Below are 14,026 nucleotides of genomic sequence, written 5' to 3'. Positions count from 1 at the left end.
GAGGGATCAGATGTCGTAGCCCCCGGAGACCTCGATCGACTGGGCGTTGATCCAGCGGTTGTCGTCGGAGAGCAGGCTCGCGATGACGTCGCCGACGTCGTCGGGCTCACCGACGCGGCCCAGCGCCGTGCGGCCGGCGAGCTGCGCCTCGAACTCGTCGTTCAGGCCGCCGCCCAGCTCGGTGCGGATCGCGCCGGGGGCCACCGAGTTCGCCCGGATCCGGCGGTCGCCGAACTCCTTGGCCATGTAGCGGGTCAGCACCTCGAGGCCGCCCTTGAAGCTGGCGTACGGCGCGACCCCTGCGGTGGCCACGCGGCTCGTCGCGCTGACCAGGTTCACGATCTGGCCGCCGTCGGCGATCAGCGGCAGCAGGGCCTGGGTGAGGAAGAACGGGCCCTTGAGGTGTACCCGGAACAGGCCGTCGAACTGCTCCTCGGTGACCGTGGCGATGGGGTTGTAGAGGCCGTACCCGGCGTTGTTGACCAGGTAGTCGACGTCGGTGCGGCCCCAGGTCTCCTGCACGGTGCTGCGGACCGTCGCGGCGAAGGCCGGGAACGTGGTGGTGTCGGTGACGTCGAGCTCCAGTGCCACCGCCGTGCCGCCGTCGGCCTCGATCTTGCCGACGACGTCCGCGGCCGCGTCCGGGTTGCTGTTGTAGGTGAGGACGACGCCGAGGCCGCGCTTGGCGCAGGCGAGTGCGGTGGCGGCGCCGAGGCCGCGGCTGCCGCCGGTGATGATCACGATGTTCATGACACTGAGTCTTCGGCCGGGGTGGCGTCCGGAGAAGGGCGGGACTGCCTAGGAGTGATGCACCCTGGCAGCGGGAACCGCGACGTCCCGCACTAGGCTGAGCCGCATGCCCGACCGCGTGCTCAAGGTGCCCACCCTCGACGAGGTCGCGCAGCGGGCCGGGGTGTCGCGGTCGGTGGCGTCGCGCGCCATGAACAACGCCCGCAACGTGAGCCCGGCCAAGCGGGAGGCGGTCGCCCGGGCGGCGAGCGAGCTCGGGTACGTCCCGAACGCGACGGCCCGCGCCCTGGCGACGAGCACGGGCGGGTCGGTGGTTTTCGCCGTCTCCGACGACGACCCGGCGCTGTTCGGCGACCCGTTCTTCTCGCAGGTGCTCGTCGGCGTGGCCGGGGCCCTGGACCGGTCGGAGCTGGATCTGACGCTCATGCTCGCGTCGTCCGAGCGTGGCCAGGCCCGGATCGACCGGCTGCTGCGCTCGCGGCGGTCCGACGGCCTGATGCTCATGGCCCTGCGCGGGGACGACCCGCTGAACCGGCTGGTGGCGGAGACCGACCTGCCGGTCGTCGTCGGCGGCCGGCCGTTGCGCGGCGAGGCGCGCTGGTACGTCGACGTCGACAACCGGGGTGGCGCCCGTCTCGCGACCGAGCACCTCCTCGGGTCCGGACGCCGTCGTATCGCGACCATCACCGGCCCGATGGACCTGCAGGCGTCGGTCGCCCGGTACGACGGGTTCGTCGACGCCATGGCGGTGGCGGGACAGGGCTCCGACCTGGTCGAGCACGCCGACTTCAGCTTCGACGGTGGCGCCCGGGCGATGGAGCGGCTGCTCGCCGTCAATCCCGACATCGACGGCGTCTTCGCGGCGTCGGACAACATGGCGGCCGGCGCCGTCCGCACCCTGAAGGCGCAGGGCCGTCGCGTGCCCGACGACGTCGCCGTGGTCGGGTTCGACGACCTGGAGATCGCGCGTCACACGGAGCCGGCGCTCACCACCGTCAGCCAGCCGATCCGTGGACTCGGTCAGGAGATGGCCACGATGCTGGTGCGCCTGATCGCTGGTGAGTCGCCGACCCCGGTGATCCTGCCGACCCGCCTGGTCGTGCGGGGGTCGGCGCCGGGCGCGGACTGACTCCGGGCCCGGCCGGGGTCAGTACTGCGTGTACTTGACCCACTCGTAGGTCGCCGTCCGCTGGCCGGTGTAGTTGAACGGCCCGAGCCAGCCGTCGACGCCGATGCCCGGCCACAGGTTCATCATGATGCGCTGCGGGCGTGTGGGGAGCGGGCCGCGCGAACCGTTCTCCTGGTGCACGAGGCGCCCGTCGACGAACCAGTTGATCGTGCCGCCGTTCCACCACTCGATGGCGTAGTCGTGGTACCCGGCCGCGGCGTCGAAGCCGAGGTCGATGACCGACTCGTGGCCGCCGACGCCGTTCGTGAAGTAGTTGGTCTGCATCTGCCGGGTGTTCTTGCCGAGGATCTCGACGTCGATCTCGTCCCACGGCTGGCCGTCGCCCGGCCCCGTGTAGGTGAAGAACGAGGTGACGATGCCCGACCCGGCCGCCGCCTTCATCCGCACCTCGAAGCGCCCGTAGGAGTACAGCTCGTTGCTGCGGTACTCCCCGGAGGCGTACGGCCGGCCCGAGCAGCCGCCCGGGCAGGAGGTGTTGTCCAGGTTCAGGCCCAGGACGCCGCCGTTGTGCCAGGCGTGGTCGGCGCGCCAGCCCGCGTTGAACATGCCGCCGTTGGTCCAGCCGTCGGCCTTGTGCCAGAGGCTGGTGTTGTAGGTGTCGAGGTTGTCGGTGAAGCTGCCGCCGACGGCGGCGGCCGGGGGCGTCAGGCCCGGGGTGGCTGTGAGGCCGAGCAGCAGGCCGAGGGCCAGGGCTGGGGCGAGGCCGAGGAGCCGGCGTCGGCGCCGGGCTCTGGCTCGGGTGGTGGAGCGGTGCTGCGTCGTCGTTGATCGCATGCGGGCCTCCGTTTTTCTTGGTTTTTCGGCTGGTTGGTGGGCGGTGTTAGGGGCGGACGTCGCCGTCAGTGGTGGGCGCCGAGCAGCGGCTGGGCGAGCTCGATGAGCTCCCGTGCCTGCTCGGGGAACCACTGGCCGGCGGCCGGGGCGACCATGCCGCGCTCGGGGTCCTCCGGCCCGCCGAGGCCGCGGAAGCACTGGCCGTCGGACTCGCCGGGGATCTTGATCCACAGCAGGGCGTCGACGAGCTCGTTGCCGGTGTCGGTCGTCGGCCTTTGGCCCAGCCCTCGGTCCGGTGGGTTGCACCAGGTCTCGGCGTCGGGATAGACGCCGACGGGCGCGGCCCAGGCGCCCCGGCCGTTGCGGCTGGTGTCGACGACGAAGTGGGTGGTGGGCTCGACGTCGCCCAGCGCCAGCTCGTAGCGGGAGTCGATGCCTGTGGTGTTCAGCGCCGGGTCTGCCGCCGTCGGGCTCCAGACGCCCTGGTTGGACAGGGTGACGCCGGTCCAGTCGTTCGCCGGGCCGCCGCTCCAGTACTGGTTGCCGCAGCCGGCGTAGTCGCCGGGGGAGACCTGCGTGACGTAGGCGATGCACTGGGAGACCCAGGTGCCGTAGGCGACGCTGTTCTCGGTGAACTCGTAGTTGGACACGTTGAGGAAGAACCCGTCCGCGCGCTCGACGCCTGCCTTGACGAGTCGGTCGGCGGACTCGCCGACGTTCAGCCAGGACGCGCCCGTGCCGTCCAGGTACACGACGGTGTTCGGCAGCTCCTGCAGCCGGTCGACGGCGTAGTTGAGCATCTCGAACCGCTCCGCCGCGGCATCCCGGCCGGTGGTCTCGGGGTCGTACTCGGGCGGCCGGCAGTTCTCGAGCTGTCCGTCCAGCGTGGTGTACCAGGGGATGACGCCGAGCCCGTCCGGCTCGAGGACGACGGCGACCTCCTCGCGGCCGATGCCCGCGGCGAAGCCGTCGATCCACGCCTTGTACTCCGCGACATCGCGCGCGCCGCCGGCCGAGTAGAGCGCGCAGTCGCGGAACGGGATGTTGTACGCGACCAGCACGGGGACCTTGGTGCCGGTGCGCTTCACCAGCTTGTGGACGTCCTTCCTTACCTCGGCGGGGGTGCCGTCCGTGAACCAGGTGGAGCTGGGGATCTTGCTGAGCAGCAGGGCGTCCCGCTTGGCCTGGCCGCGGAGGGCGTGTGCTGCTTCTTTCGTGGAGCTCTGGGGGTTGTTGTAGAGCTTGGTGCCGGGGCTGAGGACGTCGTTGGCTGCCCAGGCTGGGGTGCTGCTGCTGAGGAGTGTGGTGCCGCCGAGGAGGGCGGTGCCGAGCGCGCACGCGGTGAGCGCGGCCAGGAGCCGGCGCGGTCGTCTCATGAGGGTTCTCCCAAGGTCTCTGCGAACGCGTCGTTGCGTGTTCGTCGCGGTGCTGCATGGGACGTGCACAGAACTGGAATATTGTGGAAGCGCTCCCAGTCTGACCATGGTGTTGGGAGGTGAGGGAGCGTGTCAAGGGTTGCCTGGCCGGATCCGTTGCTGCGGCTGTCGACCCAGTCCGGACGGCGGCTCTGTCACTGGCGTCTCTCAGCCCGCTGTGCCCACCACGGTTCGGTGCCGACGGTGGTAGTCGCTCGGAAGCGAGCCTGCGGCCGGTGTTCGGCGACATCAGGCTGAGGGCCACCGGGGCAGGCCTGGGGCCTGATCATGCCGCCCCGGAGCACGGAGCCGGCTCGGCCGGAGAGCGTCGTCGTTTCTGACGATCCCGTTCAGCAAGGACCTCGACTACTGCTACCTCGATGTCAACGTGGCCGACCCCGGCACGACGTTCGCAGGGGTCGCCGCACGGTTCGACGACGGTGTGCAGGCCGTGGCGGACAGCGCGGTCGTGAAGCACACCGGGCCCATCGAGGAGGTGTCGCTCGGGTACTGGTCGCGCGGCCGCGTGCTCCTGGTGGGCGACACCGCCCATGCCACCCCGCCGAGCCTGGCCCAGGGCGCGGCCATGGCCATGGAGGACGTGCACGTGCTCGGCGAGCTGCCCCGAGCCGCGCCGTCGATCCCCACCGCCCTGCGCGCGCACGAGCTGCGCAGGGGTTCCTGGGTCGGGTCCAGCAGAGCAAGCAACGGGACCGTACCCGTGGCCTGCACCCGCGGCGCGCAGCCTCTTGCTCCGGACCGAGGGACGGATGCTGTTCCGCGCGAACTACCGTGGTCTAGGCGGTGGTGCGTGAAGCGGTCGTTGACTGCGTTGACGCCCGAGGCTGAGCCATGGGGTATCGGGGGAGTTGAATCGGTCCGTGCATCATGCTTCGTGTGAATCAGGATCCGAACTCAGGGTCGGTCCCTGCGACGTTTCGCAGGAACTTGGGTTTATTGGCTTGGTGACGATCGGACTCGCAACCATTCCCGCCGTGACCACGGTCGCAAAGGTCTGCGCACCAGGTGCCCTGAACGCAGTCATGAGAGGCGTTCTGTTAGTCGCGCGGCCTCGAAGTCAATGTATCGGCTGATTGTTACTTCGGTTTTATCGACGAACTTTACTCTGCAAACACAGAGAAATGGCCCGTACGCTGACGTTTTGAAGCCTATGCGCTTCTTGCCTCTGTTAAGAATTTTAGCTGTGCTGGGCGAGAATTTCGGCCCCATCTGGAAAGTGGCAGCTTTGATGTCGCTCAAGTCATCAGGGACACCAAAACTCGAACGATTATAACCCGATAGGTAGACGAGCACGTCGTACCAGCCGTCGCGTGACATTGAGGGAGCGGCGATATGCACAATGTGCACTCCTCGCTGGGTCCTGCCAAGCGTCGTACGGCGATCCTCGAGCGTCCCCACGCCGCTTGGATCTGCGCTCTTGGAGTCTGAATCTGGGGCGACGCTGACCAAGCCAATTGCGCTGCGACTAAGTTCAGCAGATAGAAGCCCGGGGATACTAATCTTTATACCGTCGCCGCGTTGAACTCGAGAACGAATAGCCTCAACGATCGACACCCACTGTTTGCGCCCGCAGACGAGAACGATCAAGATCAGACCAATCCATGCAAGCGTCTCGAGCAGGGGGACGGTCGCCAGGTACGCCCTCATATCTCGATAGTCCGCTTGCCCACACTGTTGCGCCAGCCGGCCCCCGGGTGAATGGTCAAGCGCTTGTACTGTGCGGCGGAGAGCAGGAAGTACAGGACTCGGTCTCTCGTCTTCCGGCGCCCCGTGAGCGGTAGGTCGACTGCCTCATCACCAGACGAGAGCACCGATCGGTCCAGCCGCTTGCGCCATGGGGGGCAAGGTGGGTCTAGCACGTTCGAGGCACGAAGGCCAAACACGTAAGGCGAATGGAAGCTTGCCGAGTATCGCGGCGATCACCGAGCGCCCGGATCGCACCAAGCGCGAGCGAACGGAAGAAGAGCGCGATCATGAGACCAGCGCTGCCGGTGTGCTGCCTAAGAGCAGCGCCATGCTGTGGCCGCCGAGACGAACACCATCGAGTTCGTGCAGATCTGCGCGGCGGCGCTGCAAGACGATGGGTGCCTAGGACGCGTGCAAACGTCGCCGATTGGGCTCGCGGCCCACCTGCCATGTCGGTCTTGAAGGATGGCCTTGCGCCCCTGGACAGGAAGCGAATCGCTGGGAGCAAGGTCGGTGTACGGACTGACAGGCAATGTAGGGCACCGCTGGACGCCATGCCACGTGCTGTCACCACCGGTGCCACGCCGGCTACCAGCGGCGAGGCCCAGGGAGTTAGGCGCGGGTGATTTCCCAATGTGGCCGGGTGAAATCCTCTGCGAGGACGGGACGAGCGCAGGTGCCTGCTGGATGATCCCCACCATGGGGATATTGCTGATCAGGGAGAGCAGCCATCGAGGGCCGCTTGTTCGTGCTTGCTCTCCCTTGGCTGTTAATTGCGATGGTTCGCGAGTCTTCCTTGCGGAACGCAGCGTTTGTGTGGGCGAGCGGAGGAGCAAGTGAACTCGCGAGCCTTACGCTTCAAGCTCTGGGCAATGGAATCAAAGTACTACTGGCGGCTCAGATCGCAGGTCCAGGCCACTGGCGCCCACATTACGGGAGCAAGGCTGGCCATGGCCGCGCGTGTCTCGGATTCTGCGAGTTTGATCGGAACCGGGAGCCGGGCACTTTTCACCGCAATCCTCGGACTTGTGCCACCTGTAGTTGCACTGCTACTAACTCAGAGCACCGCGAAGATTGACGGGCACTCCTTTTCGCTTCCCGTCACCGTCAACCGAATAGCCGAATGGCTGTCGTCGCCGATGTCGTCCCTCGCCGATTCAGGCACGCTGCCGACTGCCGCAATCGAAGTTGCCGGAGTGTTTGTCGCCATCTACTTCGCGACTGTAACGTTCGTCGTATCAACCAGCTATAAGGATGCGACCAGGCGACTTCGAAACCAAGTTATTCGACTCCCAGAATCGCGATGGTATGTCGTATTTTTTACGCAAGCTGTCGTTTACACGGCTCTTGCGCTAGCGCTACCATTAATCAACCAAACGCCAACGCACATTACCCTCGTTCTTGCTGGACTGGCCGCCGCACTCGTGGTTCTTTCGTTCGGCAGGATCTGGATTACACTGTTTGTGCTCCTTGAGCCAACATCGCTGTTCCCGCAGATTTTGCGGAATTTGAATCGTTGGGTGCATAGAGCCTACAAGCTCGGAAAGCGGCAACGCCAATCTGCCCTTGGTGTTCGTCGAGCCAACGAGAAGGTTCGGGAAAACTTAGAAGCGCTCGCCGATCTCGTCACGCTCATACTGGATAGGGAGCACGAGCGCGCAGGTGACCGGGGCATCTCAGCCAGTTATGACCCGAGAATTGCAACAGCCCACCGCAATCTCCGGGCCGTCTGGGAGGGTTACGCGCGGCGAAAGCATGTAATTCGGACTCTTTCAAACTGGAATCCATCGCGCTTTCAGGCGAAGGACTGGTTTCTGACATCGCACTCCGAAGTCAGTGTTGCGCTGGCGACCGGGACGTCGCTACCGGCCGCAGAAGTAGTCGACGAACTCTGGTTTGAGCGCCACATATCTGATCTTATTGAGCGGCTGCAGTCTGGTCGAGACATCCGTTCAATCGAGAGCATTCTGCGTGGAGCACCATCGTTTACTCGGACGCTCGGGGCGCTCGGTCAATTTGAAGAACTTCGGCTGTGGGTAAACGCGACTACGTTTGCTCCGATGGCTTCGGTGGCGGCGTATGCGCGTGAGCGAGGAACGCTCCCTGTCGTGACGGGAGGGGCCGAATCCTCCAAGGGGCACCTAACCAGAGAGCAGCATTTCGCACTTCCCAGCGAGGCCAGTGCGCATAATCTCTCAGATTTCGTGATGTTGGAATCTCTCAATGCGTGCCTCGGTCACACGGAATACTTCGGCAGAATGACCGGTGTCCTGCCAATCGCTGCAACATTCGTCACGGTACAAAAGAGTCCGCTAGTGGCGAGCAAGGTAGTACTCCAACTCATTACGAACCTCCGAATGGCGATAGCTGTCGAGCGTAAGATCGAGCGCAGTCGGGTCACACCAGACAGCGCTATCGGTCAGTTGGTAGCGCGTGCGCTAGCAACTGAGACGGTGGATCAGCTTGAGGAGCTCACAAAGTCTATTGAGAGCGAGATATGGACTTGGGTACTTGAGGTCGGCGAGGCAAATACATGGGCAGCTGGTGCGGCCCTGGGGCGAGCCTTCGAATTGCGAGAGAAGCTTGGTGCGACAGTCCGCAGCGCACGTGCCTTGCTGCTTGCATGCGAGGTTGCGCATGTCGAAAAGGATGACAGATGGCCGGATACCAACATCGACGCGTATGATCAGCGTGTTCAGAATCTGGGTGAAATTCTTGAAATGCCGATCGCAAAATTGGCTTCAGCTGTCGACTCGGCCCCTGACTCATATCGGCCTGATCACTTTGGATGGGCTTACTACACGGCGCACGAAAACCTCCTTCGACGCGTCCTCGATCGGAATTATGGGGACGCTGATGAATTTCGACAGAAGCTCAGCTTGCTCTACTGGACTGGCGATGTAGCTACACAACGGTTGCTCGCGACAGTGAGACGCCACGACCAGAGTGTAATTAACTCTTATGTTGCTGAACCGTATCTGAGATTTATGCAGCTTAGCGGCATAGCATTGGTTCTTGCTGCGGTGACGAAGGACGATGAATTGTTCTCTCCATTCGATTTGGTCTGGACGTACCTGCTATCTGACACGGCGAGGGCGACGCTCGTCCTCGGTCGTGCGGCTGCGACGCTGTCCTCTGAGAGTGCAGTCTTCGCGCTCACTCCCGGTGGCTTGGAGCGTTCGGGCATCGAAACTCGTGCAAACAGGGTGATCGAGGATCTGGGCGTTCCTCGCCGAGTTTCTGGATTTGATGTTTTCGAAAACCCGATTGGAGATGCCGCACAGGGGCGTCTCAATCTGACCGAGGGGGCGAGGATACTGCTTCGAGAAGTTGGATATAGGCACTTTGAAGGAGTGTTCTATGCTCATTGGCTCCGGGCGCGGGCGGTTGCAGCTGGGGCCACGCCGCCGACCGAGGTGGAGCGATATATGCGCGGCTTCGACTTCGAGGACGCTGATCCTGATGCCTGACTCCGTAATTCTGTCAGAGTTGCCCGAGAGAAGTAGTGCTGATCCCTGGGCGCTGTATCGAAATGAGCAGTTGGCAGGTCGTAGGGGTAGGGTCGATCGGGACGGCTTCTATGTGGGGATGCTCAAGAGCGACATCAGAAATCAGCGCTACGCTTATGACGTCTCAGTCCTGCCGGAGTGCATCGATCCGGCCATGGCGTCAAAGGCACTGTTCACGCTTCTGAATGATTTCAGTCAGCATGAATATGATCGGAATCCGATCGGTCCGATAATATCGTTTGTAGATGTGTTGCTCGATGAATCTGTCAGAAGTGGTGGCATGTTGACGGAGTTGAGCGCGATTGCGGGCGAGATGGATGAGGGGTCTTCGTTGCGCTCAAGATCGAGCGCAGCGCTTTCCCTTGAAGCGGGCAGATGGCCGTCCCTGGCCTACATTCCACGCTGGTCTGTGGCCAAGGTTCGCGGTGAGATCTTACAAGCTGGGGCCGATTCGGCCAGCGCCCGGGTGCGCATCCCAAGAGAGAGAATTCGCCCGGTCAAACTACGAAGGGCTAACAGGGCCAAGTGGCGTCGGGCCATCAAGGGGCTCAGGCGGATCGACGATCGAGAACTTTTCGGGGAAGAGCGTTTGGCATGGGACGGCTACCTGTTTTCTAATCATGTAGCTACTCAGGAGTTGGCTGTGGCTGCTACGACTGCCCCGATTGGCTGGGATGCGCGCGGAACTTTTGAGAAGACCGTCACATCACCTTATATGGCCTACCGGCGCCTCGGATTTGCGAAATTTTGGGTCGAAGTGATTGACGATTCGGTAGATTTTCTTAATAGCATAACGAGGGATCGATCGATTTTCGGAGATGATGCATTTGGTTTCTCAGTGGTCGGCTTGCCATCGTCTAGTGAACTCAGTGCAGCGATGGGGGATTTGCGAAATGGGCTGCTCACTGTCGAGCGAGCGCACAACATGTTTATGTATCCGAAGTATGCGAAGCGACGCGAAGATCCGGCTGAGAATAACTAGGGGAGCGTGCCGCGGCGCGTGTGCCGCTCTGCCGGGGTGTTGGTGTTGGTCATGCATTGAGGTGGGGCGCCTCCCCCAGAGGGAGCGCCCTGTGGATCGGGGGAGCGGACATTGGGACTCCGGCTCCTGGCCCTGTCGCAAGCGACTCAGGGCCGTTGAGGGCCAATCAGCGCCGCTTACAGCCCTCCAGAATGCACGAAGCCCAGGTCGGGAACAGTCTCTGACCTGGGCTTACGCTCTCTGAGCGGGCGACGGGAATCGAACCCGCGTAATTAGTTTGGAAGACTAAGGCTCTACCATTGAGCTACGCCCGCAAGCCCGCGCTCGAAGCACGGTGCGGGCGTTACCTTAGCAAACCTCAGGCCCTGCCAGCGGTTCTGTCCGCGCGGCGTGCCGACGTCGGGCAGCGGGCCACGGCCACGAACCCAAGCCGCTCCGTCGAGCCCGGGCCCCTGGCAAGCCAAGCCCCCGGCGAGCCAGCCCCAGGCCAACAAGGCACCTCACACACCCCGCGTCCCCTCCGGCGCCACCTGGTCGACGTCGGTCCACACCTCTGTCATCTCCACGATGACCCCGTCCCGCACCGTGATGAACGTCGCCACCTCGAAGTGCTGCACCACGCCGTCGTGCACCCCGGTCACATGCGCACGCCCGGCCGCCCGATCGCCCTCGGCCACACAGTCCTCCAGCCGGAAGTTCTGAAAGCCCGGATATTCCGCATTGAGCCGCACCCACGCAGCGCCGTCGAACGTCTCCCCGGTATGCACGTAGCGGCAGGTGAACGAAGGATCGAGCAAGCTCGGCAGCTCGTCCCAGCGATGCCCGTCGATCACCTCCGCGAGTCGCTCCATCACTTCTCGCGCCGACTTCAGTGCTGACATCGACGCGAATGTCATACCTCGCCAACGGACCGCCCCACCTCCCGGAACGTCTCCAGCGCCGTCCGCACCGCCAGCCGCTCCGCGTGATCGGGCCGCAGGATCGCCACGATCCACCGCGCCGCGTCCATCCCGTGCACCGGCCGCAGCACAAGCCCGGCCCCGGGCGCCGTCGAGTACCGCGGCAGCACCGCCACTCGGTCGCTCGCGGCGACCAGTGCCTCGATCAGCCGGTTGTCCCGCAGCCGCTGCGCCACCTGGACCGGCTCGCCCGCCGTCGTCTCGACCGCGATGCGCAGCCCGTCGAACGGGTACCCGAGCGGCACGCCGTACCACTCGTAGGCCACCAGATCCCGAGCCGTGACCCGCGCCTTGGCGGCAAGCGGGTGGTCAACACGCAGCGCGATATCCAGCGGCTCCCGCAGCAGAGCCGCCGTCACCAGGTGCTCGGCGCCCGCCGGCACGGGACCGGTGAAGCTGTGCCCGATCACGATGTCGTGGTCCGCGACCATCCCCGAGTACTCCGACTCCGCAATGTCCATGTCGCTGCACTCGAGCGAGACGTCCGTCGAAGCGAGCCGCTCCAGCACACCCGGCAGCAGCACCGTCGCCGCGCTGGGCAGCGTCGCCACGCGCACCGTGCCCGACGCCGAGCCCATGAACTCGTCCCACCGCGCCTGCACCTGGGCGACCGTTCGGGAGACCTCGCGACCGCCGTCGGCCAGGAGGCGACCCGCCTCGGTGAGGCGCAGGCCCCGGCCGTGCGGCTCGACGAGCGGGATGCCGCGCAGCTCCCGCTGGGCGGTGCGCAGCTGCTGCGACACCGCCGACGGCGTCCTGTGCGTCGCCTTGGCCACGGCGGTCACGGAGCCGCGGTCGGCGAACTCGCGCAGCAGGTCGAGGTGGCGCGGGTCCACGCGGGAGAGGTCGTTCATGTAGGCAGCCTACAAGGACGCGTAGAACATTTCGCTTGTCCTTCAGAGCCGCGAACGGGAGGCTCGGGTCATGCCGATCTCGCACCGCCTGCTCGCCGCGTCCGTCGCGGTCATGTGGGGGCTCAACTTCATCGCGATCCACGCCTCGCTGGAGCAGTTCCCGCCGTTCCTGCTCGCGGCCCTGCGGTTCGCGGTCATCGCGATCCCCACCATCCTGCTGGTGCCGCGCCCGAAGGTGCCGGTGCGGTGGCTGCTGGGCTACGGGATCGGGTTCGGCACCCTGCAGTTCCTGTTCCTCTACTGGGGCATGGCCGTCGGCATGCCGACGGGCCTCGCATCGCTCGTGCTCCAGTCGTCGGCGCCGTTCACGGTGCTGCTCGGCGCGGTGTTCTTCCGCGAGCGGGTGTCCGCCCGGCAGCTCGTGGGCCTCTCGGTCGCGACCCTCGGGCTCGCCGTCGTCGGCTGGTCCCAGGCGCAGGCCGCCGCGTTCGGACCGTTCCTGCTGGTACTGGCCGGCGGCTTCGGCTGGGCGATCGGCAACGTGTCCAGCGCCCGGGCCAAGGCTCCCAATCCGCTGCACCTGACCCTGTGGATGTCCGTGGTGCCGCCGGTGCCCATGTTCCTGCTGTCGCTGGTCATCGAGGGGCCCGACGCCATCGCCCGCTCCTTCGTGCCCGGCCCGCAGATGCTCCCCGCGCTCCTCGGCCTCGCCTACACCGTGCTGATCGGCACGCTGGCCGGCTCCGGCGTCTGGACCTGGCTCATGGCCCGGCACCCCGCGGGCGTCGTCGCCCCGTTCTCCATGCTGGTGCCCGTGGTGGGACTGAGCGCGTCGGCCGTGCTGCTCGGCGAGCAGATCGGGGCGACGACGGCGGCCGGCGCGGGCCTCGTCATCGCCGGAGTGCTCTGGGGCGCGCGGCGTCGCGTCACAGCGCCGCCCGCCCCAGATCAGTTCACACCAGAAGAAGTCATCCCTTCACCGACCCCGACGCCAGCCCAGCCACGTAGTACCGCTGCAGCGCCACGTACAAGATGACGCACGGGATCATCGCGATCACCGATCCCGCCGCCAGCAGCCCGAAGTTGACCTGCCCGTACGCCCCCTGCTGCAGATTCACCAGCGACACCGGCAGCGTGTAGAGGCTGGAGTCGGTCAGGAACGTCAGCGCCCCGAGGAACTCCGTCCACGACGCGAGGAACGCGTACAGGGCGGCGGTCGCGGTCCCCGGGATCACCAGCGGACGCAGCACCGACACCAGGATCCGCAAGGTCCCGGCCCCGTCCACGTGCGCCGAGTCCTCCAGCTCGGCAGGCACCGCGGCGAACGTGTTGCGCATGACGAAGATGCCGAACGGCAGGTTCACCGTTGTGTAGAAGAGCACGAGGCCGAACAGGCTGTCCGTGAGCCCCATGACGTTCATCTGCAGGTAGAGCGGGGTGAGGATCGCCTGGAACGGGATCATCAGCGTGACCAGCACCAGCCCGAACAGCAAGGTCCGGCCCCGGAACGGGAACCGCGCGAAGCCGTACCCGGCCAGCGTCGCCAGCACCGCGGTGAGCACCGCCGTCGACACGGAAACGATCGCCGAGTTGAGGATGCCGCGCCACACCTCGGGCTGGTCGATCACGGCCTGGAAGTTGACCCACGACAGCTCGAAGAACCGCGCGTCGGGGGCCGCGACGATGACGTCGCCCGGCTGCCCGGCCCGCACGAACGCGACCACGAGCGGCACCAGGAACACCAGCGCGGCCAGCGTGCCGCCCACGGCGTAGAGGATCCGCTTGACCCGCGTGTCCCGTTCCGGCCCGGAAGGGGAGGCGGGCGCAACGGCAGGACGCCGCCCGGCACGCGCGCCCGCAGGCGCGGCAGAAGTGACGGTAGCCATG

Annotated in this window: 12 protein-coding genes and 1 tRNA gene; 5 read left to right on the top strand and 8 right to left on the bottom strand. The window is 65.5% G+C overall.

Annotation, left to right across the window (positions count from 1 at the left end; all coding sequences use genetic code 11):
* Window positions 1–6: 6 nt before the first annotated feature.
* Window positions 7–750 (bottom strand): SDR family NAD(P)-dependent oxidoreductase, encoded by a 744-nt coding sequence (locus ACFU5G_RS02430; RefSeq protein ID WP_377240430.1) that lies wholly within the window; start codon window positions 748–750, stop codon window positions 7–9.
* Between the two features lie 106 nt (window positions 751–856).
* On the opposite strand from ACFU5G_RS02430, the gene ACFU5G_RS02425 reads away from it, so the two are divergent.
* Window positions 857–1,879, top strand: coding sequence for a LacI family DNA-binding transcriptional regulator (locus ACFU5G_RS02425; RefSeq protein WP_377240428.1), 1,023 nt, complete (start codon window positions 857–859; stop codon window positions 1,877–1,879).
* Between the two features lie 18 nt (window positions 1,880–1,897).
* Here ACFU5G_RS02425 and ACFU5G_RS02420 read toward each other — a convergent pair whose 3' ends face one another.
* Both ACFU5G_RS02420 and ACFU5G_RS02415 read right to left on the bottom strand, forming a co-directional pair.
* Entirely contained in the window at window positions 1,898–2,713 is an 816-nt protein-coding gene (locus tag ACFU5G_RS02420) for a glycoside hydrolase family 16 protein (protein ID WP_377240426.1), read from the bottom strand.
* 65 nt (window positions 2,714–2,778) lie between these two features.
* Entirely contained in the window at window positions 2,779–4,089 is a 1,311-nt protein-coding gene (locus tag ACFU5G_RS02415; protein WP_377240424.1) for a glycoside hydrolase family 6 protein, read from the bottom strand.
* 427 nt (window positions 4,090–4,516) lie between these two features.
* Between ACFU5G_RS02415 and ACFU5G_RS02410 the strand changes: the two genes are divergently transcribed.
* Window positions 4,517–5,029, top strand: coding sequence for an FAD-dependent monooxygenase (locus ACFU5G_RS02410; RefSeq protein WP_377240422.1), 513 nt, complete (start codon window positions 4,517–4,519; stop codon window positions 5,027–5,029).
* Between the two features lie 140 nt (window positions 5,030–5,169).
* Here ACFU5G_RS02410 and ACFU5G_RS02405 read toward each other — a convergent pair whose 3' ends face one another.
* Complete coding sequence (locus tag ACFU5G_RS02405) at window positions 5,170–5,796, bottom strand: pYEATS domain-containing protein (protein ID WP_377240420.1); 627 nt, start codon at window positions 5,794–5,796, stop codon at window positions 5,170–5,172.
* Window positions 5,797–6,671: 875 nt separating this feature from the next.
* Between ACFU5G_RS02405 and ACFU5G_RS02400 the strand changes: the two genes are divergently transcribed.
* Both ACFU5G_RS02400 and ACFU5G_RS02395 read left to right on the top strand, forming a co-directional pair.
* Entirely contained in the window at window positions 6,672–9,305 is a 2,634-nt protein-coding gene (locus tag ACFU5G_RS02400) for a hypothetical protein (protein WP_377240418.1), read from the top strand.
* Window positions 9,298–10,326, top strand: a complete 1,029-nt coding sequence (locus ACFU5G_RS02395; RefSeq protein WP_377240416.1) for a hypothetical protein — start codon at window positions 9,298–9,300, stop codon at window positions 10,324–10,326. The genes ACFU5G_RS02400 and ACFU5G_RS02395 overlap by 8 nt, the downstream gene beginning before the upstream one ends.
* A gap of 243 nt (window positions 10,327–10,569) precedes the next feature.
* Here the strand turns inward: ACFU5G_RS02395 and ACFU5G_RS02390 are convergent.
* From ACFU5G_RS02390 to ACFU5G_RS02380, 3 genes are all read right to left on the bottom strand, one after another.
* A tRNA-Gly gene (locus ACFU5G_RS02390) sits at window positions 10,570–10,640 on the bottom strand.
* A gap of 186 nt (window positions 10,641–10,826) precedes the next feature.
* Entirely contained in the window at window positions 10,827–11,207 is a 381-nt protein-coding gene (locus ACFU5G_RS02385; RefSeq protein WP_377240414.1) for a nuclear transport factor 2 family protein, read from the bottom strand.
* 11 nt (window positions 11,208–11,218) lie between these two features.
* Entirely contained in the window at window positions 11,219–12,139 is a 921-nt protein-coding gene (locus ACFU5G_RS02380) for a LysR family transcriptional regulator (protein WP_377240412.1), read from the bottom strand.
* Window positions 12,140–12,209: 70 nt separating this feature from the next.
* Here ACFU5G_RS02380 and ACFU5G_RS02375 point away from each other — a divergent pair, with 70 nt between their 5' ends.
* On the top strand, window positions 12,210–13,175 hold the full coding sequence (locus ACFU5G_RS02375; RefSeq protein ID WP_377240410.1) for an EamA family transporter: 966 nt from the start codon (window positions 12,210–12,212) through the stop codon (window positions 13,173–13,175).
* Here ACFU5G_RS02375 and ACFU5G_RS02370 read toward each other — a convergent pair.
* Entirely contained in the window at window positions 13,108–14,025 is a 918-nt protein-coding gene (locus ACFU5G_RS02370) for a carbohydrate ABC transporter permease (RefSeq protein WP_377240408.1), read from the bottom strand. The genes ACFU5G_RS02375 and ACFU5G_RS02370 overlap by 68 nt on opposite strands.
* Window position 14,026 lies beyond the last annotated feature (1 nt).

It is taken from the genome of Promicromonospora sp. NPDC057488, from assembly GCF_042802395.1.
In the GTDB taxonomy this organism is placed as follows: domain Bacteria; phylum Actinomycetota; class Actinomycetes; order Actinomycetales; family Cellulomonadaceae; genus Promicromonospora.
Note: the sequence above shows the minus strand (reverse complement) of the source record. Positions and strands in the feature narration are given on the sequence as shown.

Excerpts from the sequence above, each read along its gene's own strand:
- ACFU5G_RS02430 (WP_377240430.1), bottom strand. The coding sequence starts at position 750 with ATGAACATCGTGATCATCACCGGCGGCAGCCGCGGCCTCGGCGCCGCC.
- ACFU5G_RS02425 (WP_377240428.1), top strand. The coding sequence starts at position 857 with ATGCCCGACCGCGTGCTCAAGGTGCCCACCCTCGACGAGGTCGCGCAG.
- ACFU5G_RS02420 (WP_377240426.1), bottom strand. The coding sequence starts at position 2,713 with ATGCGATCAACGACGACGCAGCACCGCTCCACCACCCGAGCCAGAGCC.
- ACFU5G_RS02415 (WP_377240424.1), bottom strand. The coding sequence starts at position 4,089 with ATGAGACGACCGCGCCGGCTCCTGGCCGCGCTCACCGCGTGCGCGCTC.
- ACFU5G_RS02405 (WP_377240420.1), bottom strand. The coding sequence starts at position 5,796 with ATGAGGGCGTACCTGGCGACCGTCCCCCTGCTCGAGACGCTTGCATGG.
- ACFU5G_RS02395 (WP_377240416.1), top strand. The coding sequence starts at position 9,298 with ATGCCTGACTCCGTAATTCTGTCAGAGTTGCCCGAGAGAAGTAGTGCT.
- ACFU5G_RS02385 (WP_377240414.1), bottom strand. The coding sequence starts at position 11,207 with ATGTCAGCACTGAAGTCGGCGCGAGAAGTGATGGAGCGACTCGCGGAG.
- ACFU5G_RS02380 (WP_377240412.1), bottom strand. The coding sequence starts at position 12,139 with ATGAACGACCTCTCCCGCGTGGACCCGCGCCACCTCGACCTGCTGCGC.
- ACFU5G_RS02375 (WP_377240410.1), top strand. The coding sequence starts at position 12,210 with ATGCCGATCTCGCACCGCCTGCTCGCCGCGTCCGTCGCGGTCATGTGG.
- ACFU5G_RS02370 (WP_377240408.1), bottom strand. The coding sequence starts at position 14,025 with ATGGCTACCGTCACTTCTGCCGCGCCTGCGGGCGCGCGTGCCGGGCGG.